This window comes from Thiomicrorhabdus hydrogeniphila (assembly GCF_054656895.1).
This window is the reverse complement of sequence record NZ_BAAHXL010000001.1, coordinates 2,753,836-2,775,741: the sequence shown is the minus strand read 5'-3', so window position 1 is coordinate 2,775,741 and position 21,906 is coordinate 2,753,836. Positions and strand designations below refer to the sequence as shown.

Genomic DNA, 21,906 nt, shown 5'->3' with positions numbered 1-21,906 from the left:
ACTCAAAATAGGTGGAGAGAAACAAATGAGGAAAATAAAGGTTGTAATGATTGGTTTAGGTCGCATTGGTGGCAAATTTTATCAGCAATTCAATAATATGAATCCCGAGCATGTTGAGATTATTGGCATTAGTGAACCTAATATGGACAACCCTTTACTTACGGATGCAAGTGAACGCGGTATAGCAAATTTTCCAGAGTTTGAAGATATGCTAAAAAAATATGGCACTGATATCGACATTATTATGGATACATCGAATCGTCCCGAGATTAAACAAGCGATTCGTCAGCAGTTAAAAGACACCGGTAACCAACATACGGTGCTCGTTCCAATGGTAGTTGACTACTTAATGTGGTATTTATTGCCGGGAGCAGAAGATATTCAACAATCTCATCACGAAGATATTGGTTACTAAACCTATAATTATCTGCTTTAAACAAGGTTATTTCTTACGCAAATAGCCTTGTTATATTCAATTTTCCCTTACGTTTATAACTCATTAACAACTTTAAAATATACAGGCCTGGTAAAACGACATTATTTATAGAGCTGTTGCGCTTATTTTTTAGGATTGTCGCTAGTCATTAATGCCGCCTTTAATTGATCTACTGTTCTGCCTAGTTTTTGAGCTGTTGTTTCAAGATTTGGTGGCCCTTGGTTAGGTTTACCTAATGCTTTCATTAATGTTTCTTCCGTCACGCCTAATTGATTTGCTGCGCCTTTTATATCTGGTCTTTTATGCTGTTCTCCATGTTCACCAGACCCACCCGGTCTATTGCCTATATTACCAGTATCACCGTCTTTAAATTTAACCACTCTATTAGGGTTAGGTGGCGTTGGGTCGCCTTTTGGTGTGCTGATGACATTGCCACCACGCACTAAACGTACATAGTTGTAGTAACGTTCTCCATCTGGGCCGTCGGCACCCAGCTCAGATTTAGTGTCAAAACGTACGGCACCTGCGCCATGCATATCTTGGCCTTCATGGTCAACGGCATAACCAAAGGCGACATACCAAGCAAACCAATAACCATGTGCATCATTAGGGTCTATATAAGGGGTTGTGGTGCTTGTCCAAAAATAGGGATAATCTGCATTACCTGCTTCATTGGTTATTTTTGAAATGTTAAATATATTTGAGTTAATCGCCGGAAAAACCCCTGAGTAATCAACAATACTTTGTAATTCTTTGGCATTGGGTAAACGCCAGTCATCGTAACCTGCATAGGTAGCGTTTTCTGCATAACTCAATGCGTCTTTCCAATTCATGCCTTTACCACTGTCGTTTTTAGCCCACATTAATCCCGTTGATTTGTCAGTAATTGTGTCATTATGATTATCTACATAGTCATTGTTACCATACTCTTTACCAGCAACACAACGCACAAATCGTTTACCGTCTAGGGCTTTAATATGGCCTGTCCAGTCGTTCACAACAAAGGCGACCTGTTTTTTGGCGAGACTGGTATTCACTTCATAATAGTTACTTGACCAAGAGTGCTGTTGCGCGCCTTCTTTGCCATTACCAACCAAATAAAAATAGTGGGTATTTACCCAAGGCCAACCTGCCGAAAAATCTCTAATTGACCATAGTTCTTTTATATTGGGTAAACGCCAGTTGTTAATATTGCCTGTTTGAAGAGAGGCACAATAGCCAGACGCTTCTGACCAGTCCATTGAATAAGGTGATAGATTTTGTGTCCATACCAGGCCTGTTACATTATCGGTTATGGTGTTATTGCCATTGTTTTTATAGCTGGGAACATTGCCCGTGTATTGTGCATCTTGCCCATAAAACTCCTGATTTTGTTTAGGGCAAATAATCGCTTCACTGTTGTTGTAACAAAAGCCTTGTGCCGTATCTACAATAGGAGAGGTTAGATTGGGGGTTTGAGTTGAATTCATGGCTTGTTGCTGGGTGTTATCCGTTTTAAGTAAACAGCCAACAAAAGACCCCGTAATGCTTGCAAGCATAACTACCAAAATTATATTTTTTGTGACTTTTTCATTTTTAACCTTACTAAATTGAGTCTATGTAATAAGCTTAATTCTAAAATGTGAAGTGATTTGGGAGATGTGTTGAACAAAATGTGAAACTATTTGATACAACGGTATGTGTGCTGTTAGATTAAATAACGGGTAAATTTTGGCGTGTTTTATTAAAACCATATAATACAAACCCCAAAGAGAGTAATTGTTGGGCCATTAATATGGGTTTATCTTGTAAAAACATTAAGCTTGCCATGCTGATGTTCATCAACATAAAAAATAGCCAGCCATTTGGGTTATTTTTAGCTAAATAATAGCTCCCCAATAAAAATCCTAACATCACACCAATTTCTAAAACTTGAGAAAAAGATGTAATACCATCATGCACGTACAAACTGTAACTCACGCCAAAAGCTAAAGAAGAGTAAGTGCATAAGGTCACAATAGTATTAAACGCTTTATGCGGTTTTTTATGTTCGTGATAAGTATTGTATAAGCCTAATAACATAGCAGGTATTCCGCCGGCTTCTATAGATGCAGCTATCCAGTTTTGATGGCTAATCAAAATAATAACCCAAGCGGGTACGCCTAAGATATAAATCATCCACCCAGAAACTTTTAATTGCTTTTTCGCTAAGCCTTTCTGGCCTTCAGCAAAGGCGAATAATATCTTATTAAGCAAATAAAATAATCCACCCCATATTTGTAAAATTAATTCCATAGATTCTGTTTTTTAGTAGGCGTTATTGAAAATAAATTAGACCATAGTTTATATCAAGAAATCTTAAAATAACCCTATATTCTATTTAATGTGAGACCTTTGCACGAGTGAGGTGCGCGGAAAAAATGCGATAAAATTTGCCTGATTGCGGCGAATAAAGCAGCTAATAGCAAGCTATTGGCAAGTTATTCAACAAAAACAAGTGAATTTTAGCCATTTTTAACTGTGGCTTAACTCGTGCAAAGGTCTCAATGTAAGGCTTTGTTATTTTTTGAATATGTAAAATCAATTTAGAGATTTTATAGAAGAGGTTAGGTGCAATGGTTAAATTTAAACAAGATTAAATAATGAAGTGGGGTATCTACGGTATGAATATCTAAGGTTTGAATATAATGTGCGGATTATTTAAGGCAAAAGCGGTGCGTCACTCAAGTAGACTGAACACACCGCTTTTATTATTTTTGACTATTTTCTTAACTTGCCTTACCAGCTTCTGTTGCTTCAGGCACTTCAACTAGGTTGCCTGTTTTACAATCGTAAATATAGCCATAGATTGGGATATCGCTTGGAACCATAGAATTATTTCTAATGCGTTCTACATCGGCTAAAACACTTTTGGCTTGATCAGAAATGGTTAGCCATTCTATAAACTTACCATCTGTTGTACCTCCGCCAGCTTTGCAATCATGCCAGCCCGAAGCATCCACACTTGCGGTTTTTAGACTTTGCGACAGTAAGTCACCCATAATCTCGTTATTGAATGTTTCCATGCCACAATCGGTATGGTGAATAACAAACCACTCCTTTGTGCCAAGCAATTTGTAAGAAATAACTAATGAACGAATGGCATCATCACTGGCTCTACCACCCGCGTTACGAATTACATGTGCATCACCTTCAGCAAGGCCGGCGTATTTAGCTGGGTCTAAGCGCGCGTCCATGCATGTTAAAATGGCAAATTGTCTGCCTGGAGGCATTGGTAAATTACCTTTATCACCAAAGTTAGCAGCATAGTTGGCATTTGCTGATTTTACTTCTTCTACTATTTTACTCATTTATATTCTCCTCTGAATAGCCGCTTATTTTATTGAGTTTTCCATTGCGGCAAATATGGAAAACTTAAAATAGTATTGGGTAGTATGGCCTCTTCAGTCTGGTCATATTTTGTAGAAACATCCCCTTTTATTTATAATAATTGGCGGGGTGTTTTGGAATTTTATACGATATAGACGTTTTATTAAAATACATAATAAGACGTTAATATTTGAGGTTTAAGGAGAGAAGTAGACAGTAAATAAATTTATAGTTTTTAGTTTTTGAATACCGTTAGATTGATTCTGTTGTTTATTGTATTTAAGTTACAGCGAGCAAAGTAGGGGGGAGCGAGAATAATGGTATTGCCCAGTAACAATGATAAAACTGGGCAAATTAAGAGAGAGGTATATAAAAACGGTAATGAACTAAACGTGGCCTATTTGCTTGCTTTTTAAAACCCAAGCCTTTGCTTCAGAAGCCAAAACTTGTCCACCTGGACTACCGTATTTTAAAACATCGCCAGCCCAATTTTCAAAACCCGCTCCCATAGAAGAACCCGAGCCTTGAACATCAACAGGGCTTTGGTTATTTTCTGCAAAAGCAGTAGAGCTAAAAGCTGTCGCCATTAGTATGACAAAAAGTTGTTTTTTCATAGGTTCACCTTTGAGATAGCATAAATTAAAAAAGAATTTTTTAAGTGGATGCCCACATTCATTTTTACTATACACGGAATAATGACTTATATTAATAGCCAAAAAATGGATTGCCCGCATCTTCAGATATCAGTCACCATTTCATGAGTATGTGTCAAAACTCTTAAGGTTTTAAATACACTTTAAAACAAACAAGTATCGTCAATGGATTACTTTATGCCTCTTATGATATACACAGATAAGGTGTGCCAGGCAAAACAATTGTTATATAAAAAGGAATTTACATAAAGTTATCTGTAAAGCTCTCCAGATCTTTCGGGTTGATAGGTTATTTCTTTAATAACAACTTTAATTAGGCCGCCACCAGGTTTTGGCCATTCAATCTCATCCCCTTGAGATAATCCTAATAAAGCACTACCAACAGGCGCTAAAATCGATATTTTGGTTCCGCTGGCATCAAGGTCTTTAGGGTAAACAAGCGTTAATTCAAATTCTTCTTGTGACGATTCAACAGAAAACTTAACCGTTGAGTTCATCGTAACAACGGTAAACGGAACTTCTTCAGGTTCAACAATGTTGGCGCGTGTAAGTTCCTCTTCAAGATCACTGATACCAACCAAGCTATTTTTGGGTAAAGAATCAAGTAAGTTGTAAAGTCTGTCGGCATCTAATGACGAAACGATTATTTCTGGTTTTTTGCTCATTGGTATTCTCAATAAAAGGACAATTAAGTCTCTATCTTTAACAAATCGGACACGGTATTGTAATCCGTGTTTTCATGTGCATATTACACTTTTTCTAACTCTCTATCATAGTTGGTTGAGCGCCCAAAATAAAGCCGATTGTTGCCAATGCAATCATGGCTAAAAGTTTGGTTGTATAAGCATAAAATATTGGCAGCATAGCCATAAATTAAAAAAAGTTTTGTTTCTAGGGCTTTAGCTTTTTTAGAAAAGGAGAGATAACTGCGGAACTCGCAATAAGTTATACGTAAACACGAGGGGCCGTATTTATATAAGGTAGCTCGGTTTACGTTTAGTTTTTGCCTTAGGTTAGAATGTGGGGTCCTTTAAGGGTACCAGGCCTGGTAAAAGTTATTTTTTATGTGACTTATGTACCGCACTTAACCCTTGCCAGTCTTCTAAATCTTGGTCTGGTTTTTCTTGACGATATCGTGCATAAAGTTCTATTGCGTGTTGATCTTCTAAAATATCAAGCGTAACGCCATTCTCTTTTAAAAACGATTCAGTACCACAAGCATTGGTTACATCACCTACAACCACACGGTTAAACCCGCGCATCTGAATTAAGGTTGCACACACAGAACACGGGCTTAAACTACTGTAAATAGTTGTTTCACTAAAATCGATTCGGCCAGCATCTCGTATGGCAGAAGTTTCACCGTGATTATATGGGTGGTCTTCTTGGGTAAGGGTATTATGGCCTTTACCCACAATTTTATTGGTTGCGTTATTCACAATGACCGCGCCAATGGGGCAACCACCCTCGTTATAACTTTTTTGCGCCAAAAGTGCCGCAATTCGCATAAAATCGGCATCGGTTAAGGTTTGTGAAAAATCGTCATTCATTAATACGTCAAGACTTTTGGTTGGCATGTGAGCAATGGCATTTAATGCCTGTTCTGTTTTTTGATTTGCGCTGTGTAGAAGGGGTTTCATATTGGCTTTAAATCTCGTGGTTAACTTACTGATGAACTTAGCGGTAAACTGAATTAATCATTGATTAGGTAAAATTGTTAGGCAAGACGAGTACCGTTAGGTACATTAAAATCGGTGGTAGATAAAACAACTTCCCCCTCGTTTTTATAAAACCCAGTAATCAAACATTCAGACATAATCGGGCCAATTTGTTTAGGTGCAAAGTTGGTAACAGCAATGATTTGTTTACCAATCAACTCTTCTTTTGTATAAAGCACCGTAATTTGAGAGCTGGACTTTTTAATGCCAATCTCTTCACCAAAATCCACTTTTAAAATATAGCTTGGATTTCTTGCTTCAGCAAACGCTTCTGCTTCAATAATGGTACCAACCCGCAATTCTACTTTTTGAAATTCATGCCATTCAAGGTTGTTGGTTTTAGAGGCCATTGTTTATTCTCTCCTGCTAACTACACTCTTTTACCCAATATAAACAGTAAAACTTGTTTGCATAGTCTAAAACAATCTAAAACAGTTTAAAACGATTTCAAATCATTTAAATAGTAAACAACCAATAAAAATTGATAGAGCAGATTTAACCGAATTTAGCGTTGTAATTGCATTTTAATCATTTAGATTTTACAGAATCAAACCATAATCTTACCTGTATTTGATATCATTAATAAGACGCTTTATCTCGCAGAGTCTCTAATAAAAAAAGTGAATGGCGGCGCATTAATTACAGCAAATTCAATGGATAATCTTAAATGAAATCTCAACCAGAATGCTTTTCATGTCTTTATGGCCAAGCGCTTAAAACCAGTCGATTACTAGGGCTTAATAATGATCAATGTAAAGTGGTTTTAGATAAAACGTCTAGCATTCTACAAGCCCACACTTTAGATTCAACCGCACCGCAAATCGCCAAAGAAATTTACCAAGCCATTAGTGACATAACCGGTATTACAGACCCTGTTACACAAGCAAAACAAATCGCCATTAAACAAGCATTAAAAATAGATACCAGACACATTACAACATTGGCGGATGCGCTTAAATTAAGCGTGATAGGCAATGTAATTGATTTTGGCGCACCCAATCAATTTGATTTACAAGCTACGGTTGATTCTACTTTCAATACCCCGTTTGCCAAAAACGATATCAGTAAATTGCAACAAGATTTAGAAACCGCCAAATCTCTGGTGCTTATTGGCGATAACGTGGGAGAACACATCCTAGATTTACATTTACTTTGCGTGATAAAACAGCATTATCCACATATTAAACTGTACTTTTTTGTACGTGGTAAACCCGTTATTAATGATGTAACGCTTAAAGAAGCGCATATATTTGAAGGTACAGCGCAAGTAGTAGACAGCGGGGTAGCCACACCAGGTTATGACCTAAGTGAAGCCAATGACGAATCATTACAAATTTTTAATTCAGCCGATATTGTCATTGCCAAAGGCATGGGGAATTTTGAAAGCCTATACCAACAAACCCCACGAAGTCTTTACTATCTATTTATCGTTAAATGCCAAGTCATTGCTAATGCCATAAACCAATCCGTTAAAGACATGATTCTATGGAAAGAAGAGGTTTAATCACCCAGTCAAAATCCAAATTACCCTATGCACACAAAATCGGGTTGCCCACAGAGCATGCCAGGCCTGGCATGTCCTGTGGCCAGTAATACAGTGTGAGCATAGGGTAAAACTAAAGTTGAATACTTTTCTAAGTTGTTGAGAAGCCTTTACAGATATCTATAGATCTTTAATTTTTGCTATTAGGCTTCCCCTTACTTTCTTTGCTTGTCCAAAGAAAGTAAGCAAAGAAAAGACCCCCTGCTGACACAATCTATTTCACTAAGCTTGTCTGCTGAGATTCTCATAACTCGTTACGCTCAAACAATGGGAATTTTTAATCGCATCCTACGCTAGCGCCCAACGGAAGTGCCCTTGGGGTATGAAAATGACGATTGCTTACAAAAGGGAGGTTTTACTACGTTAATTCCGTATTTCTAATTAAACATTTTTTTTTGTGAATTTAAGTTTTACCAGGCCTGGTAAAACTAAAGTTGAATACTTTTCTAAGTTGTTGAGAAGCCTTTACAGATACCTATATATCTTTATTTTTAGTGATTAGGCTTCCCGTTACTCTTTTTGCTTGTCCAAAAAGAGTAACCAGAAAAAAGACCCCCTGCTGACACAATCTATTTCACTAAGCTTGTCTGCTGAGATTCTCATAACTCGTTACGCTCAAACAATGGGAATTTTTAATCGCATCCTACGCTAGCGCCCAACGGAAGTGCCCTTGGGGTATGAAAATGACGATTGCTTACAAAAGGGAGGTTTTACTACGTTAATTCCGTATTTCTAATTAAACATTTTTTTTTGTGAATTTAAGTTTTACCAGGCCTGGTAAAACTAAAGTTGAATACTTTTCTAAGTTGTTGAGAAGCCTTTACAGATACCTATATATCTTTATTTTTAGTGATTAGGCTTCCCGTTACTCTTTTTGCTTGTCCAAAAAGAGTAACCAGAAAAAAGACCCCCTGCTGACACAATCTATTTCACTAAGCTTGTCTGCTGACATTCCCATAACTCGCTACGCTCGGACAATGGAAATGTTTAACCGCATCCTACGCTAAGTGAAATTACGATTGCTTACAAAAGGGAGGTTTTACTACGTTATTTGAAGTTTCTAATTTCTAATATCTTGAGCTGCGATTTTGATGTTTACCAGGCCTGGTAAAATGGATTAATGACAGTAGAGCCAACCACAAACGCCAAAGATTCCCCTTGGAATAAATTGTGCAAAGTTCTTAACGAAGTGAACGGTCGAGGTGCCCTTTTTGTGGTTACTATTTTTAGGCAAGTAAAAATAGTAACCAGAAAAAAGACCCCCTGCTGACACAATCTATTTCACTAAGCTTGTCTGCTGACATTCCCATAACTCGCTACGCTCGGACAATGGAAATGTTTAAACGCATCCTACGCTAAGTGAAATTACGATTGCTTACAGAAGGGAAATTTTACTACGTTATTTTTGTATTTTTAATCTTAAATATATTGGGCTGTAATTTCAGATTTACCAGGCCTGGTATGTCCTGTGGCCAACCCAACTTTGTGAGCATAGGATAAAATGAATTAAAAAATATAAAAGCTAACCACACACGCCAATATTCCCCTTGGAATAAATTGTGCAAAGTTCTTAACGAAAAGAACGATTAAAAAACGCTGCTGTTAGAGCGTAGCTTGCGGAGCGAGTTCAGCGTTTTCAGTGAATGAGTTTTAGAACTTGCCAATATATGGAGTGGGGTGCCCTTTTTGTGGTTACTATTTTTAGGCAAGTAAAAATAGTAACGGGAAGCCAATGACGAAGCATAAAGGCAAAGTAATAAAATGAAAGGGCTTCTCTACCGAATATTAGAAATAAAACGGTAGCGTCCCGTTTTCCACGTTTTCCAAAGTTTATATATATTTAAATTATATATATTGATAGGTAACACTTTATATCAAATACATAGGTTACAGATTCTCGATTTACCAGGCCTGGTAAAATTAAAGTTGCATACTTTTCTAAGTTGTTGAGAAGCCTTTACAGATACCTATATATCTTTAATTTTTGCTATTAGGCTTCCCCTTACTTTCTTTGCTTGTCCAAAGAAAGTAAGCAAAGAAAAGACCCCCTGCTGACACAATCTATTTCACTAAGCTTGTCTGCTGACATTCCCATAACTCGCTACGCTCGGACAATGGAAATGTTTAAACGCATCCTACGCCAAGTGAAATCACGATTGCTTACAAAAGGGAGGTTTTACTACGTTAATTCCGTATTTCTAATTAAACATTATTTCGTGTTGTAGATTATTACCCTATGCTTATAAAGTTGAGTTGCCATAAGACATACCAGGCCTGCTAAATTTGATTTCCAATCTGAAAAGCCAACCACAAACGCCAAAGATTCCCCTTGGAATAGATTGTGCAAAGTTCTTAACGAAGTGAACGGTTAAAAATCCCAACTGTTTGAGCGAAGCGAGTTTTGGGATTTGAGTGAACAAGTTTAGAACTTGCCAATATATGGAGCGGGGTGCCCTTGTTGGCTTACCTTATTGGGCAAGCAATAAGGTAAGGTGAAGCCTGAACCTTGAAACTAAGGCAAAGTAAAAAGTTTAAAAGGCTTCTCAATGGAATATCAGAAATAAAAGGGTAGCGTTCCAATGCCATTAAGTTAAGCTGTAAGTCGTTGTTTTATAGGCATGATTTATACTCAATTGGCAGTTCTAATTTCTCTTTACTTCTCAAAGTCCTATTGAATTTTCGACCTTTTCTAATGGCCGTTACTGATAATGCTATCTTATTAATTAGCCTTCGAAGTTCTTTATCTAATTTACGAGTTGGTCCGTGAGCCAAAAAAATAAACCTGACTAGTGAGTGTTTCATTTTAGAAACCGTCTGTGCAAAATTAACTCGATATTTGAGTTTGCGTTTTTTATCTTTTCGGTTCACTTTTTTCTGTGCTACCCAGCTGTGTATTTCTGTTAGATTAGCTGCTAAGATTTTGGCAAAAAAATCCTGTCTGATTGACAACGCAGTCTTGCCTGAAAAGTTGGTAATTTCTAGCCATTGTTTTAATCGCTTATAGTTTTCTTCAATGCCCCAACGTAAAAAATAAAGATGTTTAAAGCAACTCGTTGGATAATGTCTTTCATCCATTAAATTGGTGATTAATACCTCAACCTCTGAGTCTAGGTCTACCCGAATTAAACGCAGTGTAATAGGGGCAGCATCCAATTCATTTTGTTGACATTGATTGGCAGAGTATTTTGAGGGCTTAAGCGTGACCACTTGTTGTTTAGCACCGCTCTTTACAAAAGCTTGAGCGATCTTGAGTTGGTTTACCTTTACTCTTGCACAAAACTTTCTATTGCATTGTTGATGATAAGCATAAATAGGGAAGCCACCATAGCCTCGGTCATATAACACTAAATCTTTGTTGGTTGAGTAATGAAGGTGTTCAATTGCGCAAGTTCTCTCTGATGTATGAATCGATTCAATGGTTGAATCGATCACTACGCGGTTTAAAACATCATAAAATACAGAACAAAGTGCCATAGGGCAGCCCTCGGTTGAATTCTGTCCTTTATGTACGCCAAAATTATCGACTATATTTTTTGATTTGGGTAGTCGCATCATAGAGCCATCAATGGCTGCTAATCGAAACCCTTTCCAATGCTTTAAACGTTTAGATTCAGCATAAACATGATTGACCAAGTGGTTGTTTAACGTTTTGAAGGTCAATGAGCATAACTGACTTCTTGCCTGAGTTAAAGCAGACTGCGAAGGTAATCGGCGAGAAGAACTAGACTGAACATGTTCAAAGAACTGATTGAGTTCTGTTTGCCCTGTTTGTTTTCTAAAATTGAGTAGAAAAAGAACTAAACTGGAAAAATCTAAGCTGCGATTTCGAGTGAAAGCAGTTTTGGATAGACGGTGTTGTTTTATGAAAGAAGGTCTAGATAAAATATTATTAATAAGGGTATAAGTGTTTTTAAATGAAGTTTAAAGATGACATTTGTTAATTCCTTTTCTATAACCAAAATGTAAGCTTTATCTTAACATAATCAATGCGTTACAGCTTAACTTAATGGCATTGGGTAGCGTTCCGTTTTCCCGGTGCAATGCTTTGTTATGCATTGATTATTCCCCGTTCAACAAACACCATTTTAGCAGCGGATGCTGCATTTAAAGCTGCTGGGAATCCAGCGTAGACAGACATTTGAATGATGATTTCAACTATTTCCTCTGGAGTGCATCCAACATTCAACGCTGCATTAATATGGACTCTGAGCTGTGGTTCAGCATTACCCATCGCAGAAAGAGCCGCTACGGTTGCGATTTCACGAGATTTTAAATCCAAACCTTGTCGACTATAGATATCGCCAAACGGATATTCAATCGTGTAACGACCCAAATCGGGGGCTATATTCTTCAGTGATTCAATAACTCTTTCGCCAGCCTCCCCATCAATTTCCTTCAGCTTTTCCCAGCCTCTAACAAATCTTTCGTTATCTTCTGTGTTCATAGTTTTCTCCTTGGCTATAGTTGAATAAGATAGAGATGAACAGCCATCTAATACTAAGTACCCAAAAGAAATTGATGACAAAATAAGGGATGATTTAAGGAATTCTCGCCTGCTTTCATCAGGTTGATTTTGCATAAATTGCATCTGTTTACTCTCCGCTGTTTCACTCTATCAATTAGTCTAAACCTTAGAGTTAACTCTCAGTCAAGGGATATTTTTCCTTCTAGGGCGGATTGATAAAGTTCGATTTTCTCATAGAGTTTTTTGAGATGTTGATTTTGCAAGGCAATTTGGTCTTGCAGATTATCTGAATGCTCAGCAAGTAATTTTTTTCGCTGAAGTAAAGTCTTGTTACCTTTTTTTCTTAAGGATGCATACTCAAGTATTTTCTCAAGAGACATGCCAGTATCTTTTAATCGTTGTACAAATTCAATCCATGTCACATCTTTTTCAGAGAATGAACGATGGCCATTAGATTGCCGATGTATATCGTCTAATAAGCCAATTTTGTCGTAGTACCTCACGGTATGTGGGCTTAATCCGACTCGTTTTGAAAATTCAGCTACGTTCATATATGTGTAGGAAATGCATAACGATTAACCTAAGCCGCTGCGCGTTAGCGCAGTCGACTTTAGTGCCTTGTTAGATTTTCTTTTAATCCTGAAGTGTTGCACTAATAAAGACATTAGAGTGAGTATTTATGATCGTTTTTCCAGACTTGATAAGGGGGCCATCAATAGCATCAATTTGTAAATAAATTGTTGCCTCTTCAGTGCCATTTTCAAGCATTTTAATGGCATATCTTTTCCCAGTTTCGAACATAATAAACTTTCCTTTTTATATGAAATATTAATCTAACATTTAGTATAAGACACTATTGCCTTGTTATTAGGTACTGAAGTCATAAGCCTGTCAATTCAGCCGATTCTTCCAATACCTTATATTTTGGTTTGTTTTTTAAATGTAAGTTTTAAATCATACACGAAATAAATACGTAGTAATACGTTTTTATTTCTGCAATTAAATTACCTTAAAAAAGAGATTATTCAGGCTTACTTTTGCCACGATAACTCAAAAATGAAACTCCGCCTACAACCAACACCATGCCCATTGCATGCCAAATGGTAAAGGGTTCATTGAGTATCCAAATGGCTAATCCCATGGTCATGATTGGCCCTAGAGAACCTACAATACCTGTTTGTGCTGGGCCTATTTTGTTTATGGCCTCGCTTATCATAAAACTGGGTATAACGGTGCTAAATACGGCTAATAATCCTAACCAAACCCAGGCCATTGGCGTGATGGTTAATTGACTAAAGTCATTAAAAATTGCAAAGTGAATGAGCACAAAAATACTGGAAATACTCATGGCCAAACCGGTAAACCACACGCTGCCTATTTTTTGAATTTCTTGCTTACCAAATAACACATAAAACGAGAAAGATAAGGCGGCTAAAGCCACAAAAACCGTACCTAAAATGACATTATCTCCCTCAAGCGAGAGCTCTTTATAGAACACTAATAATAAACCCGTGTAAGTAATGGTTAAGGATACGATGATTTTACGGGTAAGCGGTGTTTTAAAAAATATAGCCCCTAATATAGCCACCATAATAGGGTAGGTAAACAGGGTTAATCGCTCTAGTTGGGCGCTAATGTATTCTAGGCCTTTAAGGTCAAACCAAGATGATAGATAGTAACCAATAAAACCTAAAAAGGTGATTTTGAGTAATTTAGACGAAAGGTTGTCTGGCACATTGCGCTGTTTGGTTAACCAAATTAAAACCGTTAAATAAAGCGGTAGGGCAATGGCCATGCGTAGCATTAACACGCTGTCGGTATCTAACCCTTGTGCGTAAGCGAGTTTAATGAAGATGGATTTTAGTGAAAATAAACCTGTACCGATAATGGCTAATAAAAGCCCAATATTAAAGGCGGATATTGGGGTTTTTAATGTCACTTTTTACAACCAACATACCAAGCATAACGCTGTTTAGGGGCGTTACTTTCACTGCTGTCAGGTTTTGCGTTTTCACTGGTTAACCAGCCTTCGCCATATACTAAGGTTTTAAGATTTGACCAGGCCTGGTTAAATTCGTTGGGTTGAATATAAAAGTCTGGATTTTGTGGGGCGTTTTCTTGTACGGGCGCTAAATAGGTTTGGTAATACAATAACCCTTTTGGTTTTAGAGCGTCTTCAATAGCTTTGAATTGTGAACGATCTAAATAACGGCTGACGACAATCACATCAAATTGTTGATAAGGCAAAATCATTTGTTCTAAATCAGTAATTAAGGGGGTGATAGCGAGTTGATTTAAGCTGGCGAAGTTATTAAGAACGGTAAGGGCATTGTCGGATATATCCCACGCGTGGGTTTTAAGACCACATTGGGCTAAAAATCGGGCGTTGCCACCTAAACCACAAGCCAAATCTAAGGCTTGACCATTAAAGGGTAGTAAGCGACTGTGTTGCTGTAACACAAAACAAGGGTTAGCAATGCTAGCCATGGTGGCTTGGGCGTATTTGGCGTCCCATTTTTGGGCGGTATATTGAGTTATGGTTTGGGGCATAATTAGGTTTATTTTCTCCAGAATGCAGCAGTAAATAGTACTAATAGGGTAAAGATTTCTAAACGACCCAGTAGCATAGCAAAGGTCAGTACCCATTTAACTGGGTCGCTCATTGCCTGATAGTTTGAGGCTACGTCACCTAAACCTGGGCCAAGGTTATTAAGCATGGCGGCAACGGCCGAAAAAGCGGTAACTTGGTCAACGCCTAATGCCATCACAATGAGTATTAAAATGGCAAAGGTAAAGATATACACCGAGAAAAAGCCCCAAATAGCGGTCATGACTTTTTCTGGAATACTTTTGCCATTAAGTTTAACAGGCGTAATGGCATTTGGGTGTAGCAGGCCTGATATTTCTCGCATACCTTGTTTAAATAATAAGATAACTCGAATAACTTTTAAACCCCCAGCCGTAGAACCTGCACTACCACCAATGATGCTCATAAAAATAAGCATAACAGGTAAAAATCCTGGCCACATAGAAAAGTCAGCACTGGCAAAGCCTGTGGTGGTTGCGAGTGAGATGGTTTGAAATAATCCGTATCGCAGGGATTCTTCCCAGGTTGGGTATATGCCATCTAAATACAGATAAGCTACAGAAATAATAGAGGCACCAATTAGTAGGCTTGCGTAGACTTTAAATTCTGGGTCTAATAAGTAAGGACGCGCGTTTAAATTACGAAATGCCGTAAAGTGTAGGGCAAAGTTAATACCTGATAACACCATGAAAACCATGGCAATAATTTCTACGTCTATATTGTTAAAGTAGCTAATACTGTCGTCGTGGGTTGAAAAACCACCAATAGCAACGGTTGAAAAACTATGCCCAAAGGCATCAAACCAACTCATGCCAGCTAGCCAATAACTGACGGCACAAACAACGGTTAAACCTAAATAGATAAACCATAGTGCTTTGGCCGTTTCTGAGATTCTAGGAGCAATTTTATTGTCTTTTAGTGGGCCAGGCATCTCTGCACGGTAAAGCTGCATGCCCCCAATACCTAACATTGGAAGAATGGCTACGGCTAATACGATAATACCCATACCGCCCATCCATTGCAGTTGTTGGCGATACCAAAGTACGGCGTGGGGTAGCTCATCAAGCCCAATAATAACGGTAGCACCTGTTGTGGTTAACCCAGAAAAAGATTCAAAAATAGAGTCGGTTAAACTTAAAGGTACATTTTGATCTATGTAAAAAGGGAGCGCCCCTGCAAAACCTAATACGGTCCAGAACATAACCACAATGATGAATCCATCACGTATTTTAAGTTCTCTAGAATGGTTTCTTACCGGATACCAAAATACCAGGCCTGTAAAAAGCAGCCCTAATAACACCTCTGAAAAAGCAAAAAAACCACCATCTTGGTAGTACAAAGAAATCATGATTGGCGGTAATAGACTAAAGCTGAATACCATCAACAGAAGACCAAATACCTTAAATATAATTTTTGAATGCATGGTGTGTTTCTTTAATCTAGGCTAAAAATATTAGCGTTAAAAGGTTTAGAAATAACATAATGAGCAATCGGGTTCATTTAATTTCCAAACCAACTGCGTTTGGCTTCAGGCGAGAAGAGTCGTGCGATTTCTGCGGCACTTTCTGGGTTACTTAAAAAGACAATAGCATGGTCTTCTGCTTCAATTTCTAAATCTCGGTGGGCAATAATGACTTTTTCGTTGCGAATAATGCAACCAATTGTAATGTCTTTTGGCCAGTCAATTTCACCAATACTTCTTCCTATAATCTCAGAGCTGTTTTCACTGCCGTGGGCAACTACTTCCATTGCTTCTGCGGCACCTTTACGTAAGGTGGCAACTTTTACGGTGTCACCTTTGCGAGTGTAATGCAGTAGATGGCTGGTGGTTATGCTGTCGGCAGAGATGGCAACATCAATGCTGTTACGCTGTATTAATTCAACATAAGATTGGTTGTTTACCAAGGCGATAACACGGCGTACACCTAATTTTTTGGCTAACATACCCGATATAATATTGGCTTCATCATTGTTGGTAACGGCAACAAATAGATCAATTTCATCTATGTTTTCTTCAAGCAGTAAGTCTTTGTCAGAGACGTCACCATGAATAATAATGGTATTGTCTAGTTGTTCGGCCACTTCTCTAGCCTGTTGCATATTGTGGTCAATCATTTTTACTTGGTGGGCTTTTTCTAAAGCTTGTGCCAAATTAAAACCAATGTGGCCGCCACCGGCGATCATAATGCGACGAGATGGACGTTCTTTGCAACGACGTAGTTCGTTAACCATGGTGGCAATGTGTGCGGTTTCGGCTAAAAAGAAAACCTCATCACCTTCATTAATAATGGTGTCGCCTGTGGGCATAACCACTTCGTCGCGACGATAAATTGCAACAATGCGGGTTTTAATGCCTGGTAAATTTTCTTTTAAATCACGAATGGCTTTGCCGACCAATAGGCCATCAGAATAAGCGCGCATGGCAACCAAACGTACCATACCTTCGTGAAAATCGATAACCTGAAGAGAGCCAGGGTAGGCGATAAGCTGTAAAATATAGTCGGTAACGAGTGTTTCTGGGCTGATAATGACATCAATAGGAATGGCATTGGTGTTTTGTTGGCGGTCAAATAGTTCGGGATGGTTTAAATAAGATTGACCACGTACACGGGCAATTTTTTTACCCGTTTTATACATGCTGTGAGCAAAATAGCACGCTAAAATATTGGTTTCATCATTTTGAGTAGCCGCAATAAGCATGTCAGCATCTTCTAGCCCAGCTTGCATTAAAACGTCAGGGTAGGAGCCATGGCCTACCACTGTTCTAATATCAAGACGGTCTTGTAAACGCTGAAGTTGCAGGCGGTCAAGGTCAACAACCGTAACGTCGTTGTTTTCTTGCGCTAAAAGTTCAGCAAGTGATGAGCCGACTTGGCCGGCACCTAAAATGACAATATTCATAATTGTATTTGCTCAAATGTCTAATTATTGTGGGTTTTTTGGATCAATACCTAAGGCTTTTAGTTTTCGGTACAAATTGGTTCTATCTACGCCAGAACGTTTGGCGGTTTCTGAAACATTACCGCTGGTTTCGCGTAAAAGTTGACTTAAATATCGTCCTTCAAAATTATCTTTTGCAGCTTTTAAAGAGAGCGAGGTATCTACCACTTCGCCTAAATGGTTAGAGGCTTGTGAACGCATTAATAATTCTTTAACTTCATCATCAGAAACTTCATCATTGCCTAAAATAAGCAGGCGTTGAATAAGGTTTTTAAGCTCTTTTAAATTACCTGGCCAATTATGCTGGCGCAAAATATTTTGAGCCGAGACGCTAAAGTGCCGATAATCTAAACCTTCAAATGTGACAAAGTGGTCAACATAGTACTCAATTAATTCAGGTATGTCTTCGGTATGTTGACGTAAAGCAGGTATATGAATTTGCATTACTTTTAAACGCTGATACAAATCTTCTCTAAATTGATTTTTATTTACATCCGATTCTAGGTCATGTTTGGTAAGTGCAATGACTCGAATGTCTAAACAGACTGCATCAGCAGATTCTTCAAATTTATAACATTGATTTAACACTATATTAGAAAGCTGTGCTTGGGCTTCTTTAGACAGTTGTTCAATATTACTAATGACCATACTGCCTTGATGTGCTTCTCTTAGTGCTTTTTTTAGCTTTTCTAAGTTTTCAGGTAGACAAAGATGATTAAAGTCTAAAGCGTGATATTGAGTATAAGGGTTTTTATCACGCGAGCTAGTTTTATGTAAGGCTTCGGCAAAATGATGTTTACCTGTACCGGATTCACCCGTGACTAAAATAGGCATTGTAAATTTAGTTAAACGCTCAATGGTTTCACGCAATTGCATTACCGATTTACTTTTACCAATAGGCATAAAGTGATCGGGTTGTTTTTGTTTAAGCTGGCGATTCTCTTGGTTAAGTTGATTGTATTCAATCGCACGTTCGGCCGTCACAATGAGTTTAGCCAAAGAGAGTGGTTTTTCTAAAAAGTCGTAAGCGCCCAATTTTGTGGCTTCTATGGCGGTTTCTATGGTTCCATGCCCCGACATCATAATGACTTTTGTATTGTCTAATATGTGTTCTTCTTGCATCTGTTTTAGCAAAGAAATACCGTCAATGTCAGGCATCCATACATCTAAAAAAAGCACATCAGGTAGAAAACTTCTCCATGCTTGTTGTGCCTGTATGCCATTGGCAGCGGTTTCAACTTGATACCCCTCTTCTAAAAAGATCTCTTCCATTAAACTGCGGATATCTTTTTCATCGTCAACAATCAGTAATTTACCTGGTTTCATGAACGCTCACTTAAATACCTCGGTTAGAAATAATTTGTAGATTAATTATAAAGCAGGTTCCGTTTTCGGGTGAAGAAGTTAACGATATTTGCCCGTTATGTTCTTCTACTATTTTACGAACCACGGCTAAACCTAATCCTGTGCCTTTTGGTTTGTCTGTGGCATAGGGTTCAAATATCCAGTTTTGAGCTTCTTCAGGAATCCCTGGGCCATTGTCGCACACGGATAAGGTTAAGTTCTCTTGGTCACATGATGTAGTTACGGTAATTTTAGTATCGGTTCTATCTTCGCAGGCTTCAATAGCATTTTTGATTAAGTTATGTAGCAATTGACGTAAGCGGGAATTATCGGCCATGACTTGTGGACAGGTTTCGTCAAGTTGGGCGTAAACTTTCCAGTTGGCATCAGGATCACGGTACATTTCAGTAATATTTGAAATTAATTTGTTGATTTGGGTTGGATGCAGTTCTATTTCTGGTGTATTGGCATAATCGCTAAAGGCTTGTACCAGTTTTTGCATAGTAGAAACTTGGTCAATAATGGTTTGAGTCATGCGATTAAGTAGGTCTTGGTCTGTGCTGTCGAGTTTATTGTGGAGCTTAAATTTTAAACGTTCTGCCGAGAGTTGAATAGGTGTTAACGGGTTCTTAATTTCATGCGCTAAACGGCGAGCAACATCGCTCCAAGCCGCATGTAATTGTGCTTGAACCAGTTCAGTAATATCATCAATAACAATAACATAACCGCCTATTTTTTTATCAATACTGGGGAGTGTTGAACCTTGTATGAGTAAAATCTTTTGACTTTTTTTGCATGTAAAATCAACTTGCATAGAAAAAGGTTTAGAGCTTTGAGAAAACTGAGGTGCAATTTGATTGACTAAATTGTTTAAGTGGGCACTGTCTTCACGGTCGGTAACATCAATTAATTTTTTACCAATATGGCTATTTAAATTGGTGTTTAAAATTTGTTGAATGGCATCGTTTATGGTGCGAATACGATAGTGCATGTCTAAGGTAATTACCCCACTGGATAAGTTGGTGATAATGGCTTGTAGGTAGAGTTTTTGTACTTCATTTTGTTGATGACTGAGTTTGATTTCATTTCGCGCTTTTGCGATTCGCTGAATCATATCGTTAAATGATTGAATTAAATCGCCAAATTCATCGTTTTCAGGCACGGGCATTTTTACGCTGTAATCGCCTTTTGATACCGCTCTTGTACCTTTTGCCAAAGTACGAATGGGTCGAGTAAAGTTTTGTACTGCTTGTATTGTAAACAGGACAGCGGTAATTAAAGTAAGCAATAACACCATGGATAAAATCAAAACAAAACTGGCTTTAAGAGGGGTTTTTAAGTAAGAAAGTTCTTTGTATTGACCTGATGCCGTACCCACGGATTCAGCCAATAAAGTGATGTCTGTTGGAACCGGAAAAATAACTTGTAACGCGTACATAGAATTTAGAGCCATGTCATTAAAGGGAACGACGACACGTATAAACTGCTCTTTAGTGGTGGCGCCCGGTCGGCTTTCTAACGCAGCGTAGGTTTTATTATTACGAATTTGCTGAAACAGGTTGTCGCCAGGTGCTTCTGGCAAAATGGCGCTGTCGTATTCACTACTAAACGCAATTAATTGTTGGTTTACATGATAAAGCGATACTTCTTGTGCATTCAGTTGTTCACGCAGGGCATTTACCGCCAAGCTGGGTGACGTCATAAGTAAAGCGCTATTGGCTTTAGAAACGGAGAGTGTCATATTAAGATTCTCTCGGGTTTTATTGTCTAAGGTTATGCGCACTAATGTGGTAGCGTTATCTAAGGCAACATCGGTTTTAACATCAAACCACTGGTTAATACCTTGTTGAATAAAACTTAACGAGAAATAAAAGATGATCGCTGTCGGAATGCCAAGTAACAAGCTGGTAATAAAGGTTAAGCGAACAGTAACCTTGCTACCAGGGACTTTTTTGCGAAACTGTTTGTATAGGCGGTACAGTGTCTTGACTAAGAAAAACAGTAATAAACCTACGCCTCCAACTGTAAAAAACAGCAGGCTAGAATAGCTATCGGCAAAACTGGACGCGTTTTGCAAGGTTTGGCTCATAATGACCAAAGCCAGTAGTAACAAGCTAGAAAGTAGTGTTAATAAACCATATTGTTTTAAATAACGACCGAATGCATTCATTGCCAACTCAATGGGGTTTGTAGGGTGGTTTCATACCACTGACTGTCTAGTTGCCATACAGAAGGCGTAAGTAACGCCTCTAATATTAATGGGGCAGGTAGTTTCCAGTAATCAAGCGATATACGCATGCGTAAAGTATACATTTGTTCGGGATGTAATTCAGAAAGAGATGCAATAGGAAAAGATTGTAAAGTCGATAAAGTGGTTAAAGCTTCATCTATGGTTCTAAAAGATTCGGCCTTTTGATTGCGGTTATTGAATAGTGCATACATACGGTTTACACCAAAAGCATAAATGTCAGTGTTGTAGCTAATCTCATTGCGAGTGCGTTGATAATGAAACCCTAAAATTTTACTGGATTCAGTCAGTTCAATTTGAATTTTAAAACTTAAAGGAATTTCATGATGAATGGCTTCAATAACCGCTTTAGGGAGATTAAAGCGGCTTTCGGAATCAATCAATAAATGTTTATCTTGTTGGTAATCATGTACTTGAAGAATGGTAATGCTATTGTTGGCATTAGGTTCGTTTGTTGGTAAAACACTTTCGGCATAACTGGTTTGAAATATTACCAGGCCTGGTAAAAGACCAAAAAATACAAAATAAAGCGATTTTAAACGACAGAAAGGGCTATTTTTACGAGCGAATAACTTGGTTTTAATTTGCCAAACAATGCGAGTAAAAATAACTGAAACATTCATC

General features: G+C 38.0%; 20 protein-coding genes. 2 read left to right on the top strand and 18 right to left on the bottom strand.

Translation table 11 applies throughout. The annotated features are described in order from the left end of the window. The first annotated feature begins 25 nt into the window (after positions 1 to 25). Positions 26 to 415 carry a Gfo/Idh/MocA family oxidoreductase gene (locus ACYQ0E_RS12505; RefSeq protein ID WP_460188557.1) on the top strand — a complete coding sequence of 130 codons (390 nt, stop codon included), beginning with the start codon at positions 26 to 28 and terminating at the stop codon, positions 413 to 415. 143 nt (positions 416 to 558) lie between these two features. Here the strand turns inward: ACYQ0E_RS12505 and ACYQ0E_RS12500 are convergent, their stop codons facing one another. From ACYQ0E_RS12500 to ACYQ0E_RS12470, 7 genes are all read right to left on the bottom strand, one after another. Beyond that, on the bottom strand, positions 559 to 1,974 hold the full coding sequence (locus ACYQ0E_RS12500; protein WP_460188556.1) for an Lcl C-terminal domain-containing protein: 1,416 nt from the start codon (positions 1,972 to 1,974) through the stop codon (positions 559 to 561). A 154-nt stretch (positions 1,975 to 2,128) separates the two neighbouring features. After that, entirely contained in the window at positions 2,129 to 2,710 is a 582-nt protein-coding gene (locus ACYQ0E_RS12495; protein ID WP_460188555.1) for a hypothetical protein, read from the bottom strand. Positions 2,711 to 3,183: 473 nt separating this feature from the next. Further along, positions 3,184 to 3,765: a beta-class carbonic anhydrase gene (locus ACYQ0E_RS12490; RefSeq protein WP_460188554.1), complete on the bottom strand. Its 582-nt coding sequence runs from the start codon at positions 3,763 to 3,765 to the stop codon at positions 3,184 to 3,186. 405 nt (positions 3,766 to 4,170) lie between these two features. Next, positions 4,171 to 4,398, bottom strand: a complete 228-nt coding sequence (locus ACYQ0E_RS12485) for a hypothetical protein (protein WP_460188553.1) — start codon at positions 4,396 to 4,398, stop codon at positions 4,171 to 4,173. A gap of 290 nt (positions 4,399 to 4,688) precedes the next feature. After that, a complete protein-coding gene (rnk, locus tag ACYQ0E_RS12480) occupies positions 4,689 to 5,102 on the bottom strand; it encodes a nucleoside diphosphate kinase regulator (protein ID WP_460188552.1) in 414 nt (137 codons plus the stop codon). Between the two features lie 390 nt (positions 5,103 to 5,492). Beyond that, positions 5,493 to 6,077: a nucleoside deaminase gene (locus ACYQ0E_RS12475; RefSeq protein WP_460188551.1), complete on the bottom strand. Its 585-nt coding sequence runs from the start codon at positions 6,075 to 6,077 to the stop codon at positions 5,493 to 5,495. Between the two features lie 77 nt (positions 6,078 to 6,154). Continuing rightward, on the bottom strand, positions 6,155 to 6,505 hold the full coding sequence (locus tag ACYQ0E_RS12470) for a tRNA-binding protein (protein WP_460188550.1): 351 nt from the start codon (positions 6,503 to 6,505) through the stop codon (positions 6,155 to 6,157). 317 nt (positions 6,506 to 6,822) lie between these two features. Here ACYQ0E_RS12470 and ACYQ0E_RS12465 point away from each other — a divergent pair, with 317 nt between their 5' ends. Then, complete coding sequence (locus ACYQ0E_RS12465) at positions 6,823 to 7,659, top strand: damage-control phosphatase ARMT1 family protein (RefSeq protein WP_460188549.1); 837 nt, start codon at positions 6,823 to 6,825, stop codon at positions 7,657 to 7,659. A gap of 2,649 nt (positions 7,660 to 10,308) precedes the next feature. On the opposite strand, the gene ACYQ0E_RS12460 is transcribed toward ACYQ0E_RS12465, so the two are convergent. The 11 genes from ACYQ0E_RS12460 to ACYQ0E_RS12410 form a co-directional block, all read right to left on the bottom strand. Next, positions 10,309 to 11,583 (bottom strand): IS4 family transposase, encoded by a 1,275-nt coding sequence (locus ACYQ0E_RS12460; RefSeq protein ID WP_460188687.1) that lies wholly within the window; start codon positions 11,581 to 11,583, stop codon positions 10,309 to 10,311. Between the two features lie 163 nt (positions 11,584 to 11,746). Further along, complete coding sequence (locus ACYQ0E_RS12455; protein ID WP_460188548.1) at positions 11,747 to 12,286, bottom strand: carboxymuconolactone decarboxylase family protein; 540 nt, start codon at positions 12,284 to 12,286, stop codon at positions 11,747 to 11,749. Between the two features lie 56 nt (positions 12,287 to 12,342). After that, positions 12,343 to 12,714 (bottom strand): MerR family transcriptional regulator, encoded by a 372-nt coding sequence (locus tag ACYQ0E_RS12450; protein WP_460188547.1) that lies wholly within the window; start codon positions 12,712 to 12,714, stop codon positions 12,343 to 12,345. Positions 12,715 to 12,796: 82 nt separating this feature from the next. Continuing rightward, positions 12,797 to 12,964, bottom strand: coding sequence for a hypothetical protein (locus ACYQ0E_RS12445; protein ID WP_460188546.1), 168 nt, complete (start codon positions 12,962 to 12,964; stop codon positions 12,797 to 12,799). Between the two features lie 220 nt (positions 12,965 to 13,184). Next, positions 13,185 to 14,102, bottom strand: a complete 918-nt coding sequence (locus tag ACYQ0E_RS12440) for a DMT family transporter (RefSeq protein ID WP_460188545.1) — start codon at positions 14,100 to 14,102, stop codon at positions 13,185 to 13,187. Beyond that, the gene (locus tag ACYQ0E_RS12435) at positions 14,099 to 14,713 is read right to left on the bottom strand and encodes a class I SAM-dependent methyltransferase (protein WP_460188544.1); all 615 of its coding nucleotides are present in this window, start codon (positions 14,711 to 14,713) and stop codon (positions 14,099 to 14,101) included. Before ACYQ0E_RS12435 ends, ACYQ0E_RS12440 begins: the two co-directional genes overlap by 4 nt. A gap of 8 nt (positions 14,714 to 14,721) precedes the next feature. After that, entirely contained in the window at positions 14,722 to 16,173 is a 1,452-nt protein-coding gene (locus tag ACYQ0E_RS12430; RefSeq protein ID WP_460188543.1) for a TrkH family potassium uptake protein, read from the bottom strand. A 77-nt stretch (positions 16,174 to 16,250) separates the two neighbouring features. Beyond that, positions 16,251 to 17,651, bottom strand: coding sequence for a Trk system potassium transporter TrkA (gene trkA, locus ACYQ0E_RS12425; protein WP_460188542.1), 1,401 nt, complete (start codon positions 17,649 to 17,651; stop codon positions 16,251 to 16,253). A gap of 24 nt (positions 17,652 to 17,675) precedes the next feature. After that, complete coding sequence (locus ACYQ0E_RS12420; protein ID WP_460188541.1) at positions 17,676 to 19,016, bottom strand: sigma-54-dependent transcriptional regulator; 1,341 nt, start codon at positions 19,014 to 19,016, stop codon at positions 17,676 to 17,678. A 10-nt stretch (positions 19,017 to 19,026) separates the two neighbouring features. Then, positions 19,027 to 21,204 (bottom strand): ATP-binding protein, encoded by a 2,178-nt coding sequence (locus tag ACYQ0E_RS12415; protein WP_460188540.1) that lies wholly within the window; start codon positions 21,202 to 21,204, stop codon positions 19,027 to 19,029. After that, complete coding sequence (locus ACYQ0E_RS12410; protein WP_460188539.1) at positions 21,201 to 21,905, bottom strand: DUF4390 domain-containing protein; 705 nt, start codon at positions 21,903 to 21,905, stop codon at positions 21,201 to 21,203. The genes ACYQ0E_RS12415 and ACYQ0E_RS12410 overlap by 4 nt, the downstream gene beginning before the upstream one ends. Position 21,906 lies beyond the last annotated feature (1 nt).

Bases quoted from the DNA above. Each gene is read 5' to 3' on its own strand.
- ACYQ0E_RS12485 (WP_460188553.1), bottom strand. From the start codon at position 4,398: ATGAAAAAACAACTTTTTGTCATACTAATGGCGACAGCTTTTAGCTCT.
- ACYQ0E_RS12455 (WP_460188548.1), bottom strand. From the start codon at position 12,286: ATGCAATTTATGCAAAATCAACCTGATGAAAGCAGGCGAGAATTCCTT.
- trkA (WP_460188542.1), bottom strand. From the start codon at position 17,651: ATGAATATTGTCATTTTAGGTGCCGGCCAAGTCGGCTCATCACTTGCT.
- ACYQ0E_RS12505 (WP_460188557.1), top strand. From the start codon at position 26: ATGAGGAAAATAAAGGTTGTAATGATTGGTTTAGGTCGCATTGGTGGC.
- ACYQ0E_RS12430 (WP_460188543.1), bottom strand. From the start codon at position 16,173: ATGCATTCAAAAATTATATTTAAGGTATTTGGTCTTCTGTTGATGGTA.
- ACYQ0E_RS12415 (WP_460188540.1), bottom strand. From the start codon at position 21,204: ATGAATGCATTCGGTCGTTATTTAAAACAATATGGTTTATTAACACTA.
- ACYQ0E_RS12450 (WP_460188547.1), bottom strand. From the start codon at position 12,714: ATGAACGTAGCTGAATTTTCAAAACGAGTCGGATTAAGCCCACATACC.
- ACYQ0E_RS12495 (WP_460188555.1), bottom strand. From the start codon at position 2,710: ATGGAATTAATTTTACAAATATGGGGTGGATTATTTTATTTGCTTAAT.
- ACYQ0E_RS12420 (WP_460188541.1), bottom strand. From the start codon at position 19,016: ATGAAACCAGGTAAATTACTGATTGTTGACGATGAAAAAGATATCCGC.
- ACYQ0E_RS12435 (WP_460188544.1), bottom strand. From the start codon at position 14,713: ATGCCCCAAACCATAACTCAATATACCGCCCAAAAATGGGACGCCAAA.
- ACYQ0E_RS12490 (WP_460188554.1), bottom strand. From the start codon at position 3,765: ATGAGTAAAATAGTAGAAGAAGTAAAATCAGCAAATGCCAACTATGCT.
- ACYQ0E_RS12470 (WP_460188550.1), bottom strand. From the start codon at position 6,505: ATGGCCTCTAAAACCAACAACCTTGAATGGCATGAATTTCAAAAAGTA.
- ACYQ0E_RS12410 (WP_460188539.1), bottom strand. From the start codon at position 21,905: ATGAATGTTTCAGTTATTTTTACTCGCATTGTTTGGCAAATTAAAACC.
- ACYQ0E_RS12465 (WP_460188549.1), top strand. From the start codon at position 6,823: ATGAAATCTCAACCAGAATGCTTTTCATGTCTTTATGGCCAAGCGCTT.
- ACYQ0E_RS12475 (WP_460188551.1), bottom strand. From the start codon at position 6,077: ATGAAACCCCTTCTACACAGCGCAAATCAAAAAACAGAACAGGCATTA.
- ACYQ0E_RS12500 (WP_460188556.1), bottom strand. From the start codon at position 1,974: ATGCTTGCAAGCATTACGGGGTCTTTTGTTGGCTGTTTACTTAAAACG.
- rnk (WP_460188552.1), bottom strand. From the start codon at position 5,102: ATGAGCAAAAAACCAGAAATAATCGTTTCGTCATTAGATGCCGACAGA.
- ACYQ0E_RS12445 (WP_460188546.1), bottom strand. From the start codon at position 12,964: ATGTTCGAAACTGGGAAAAGATATGCCATTAAAATGCTTGAAAATGGC.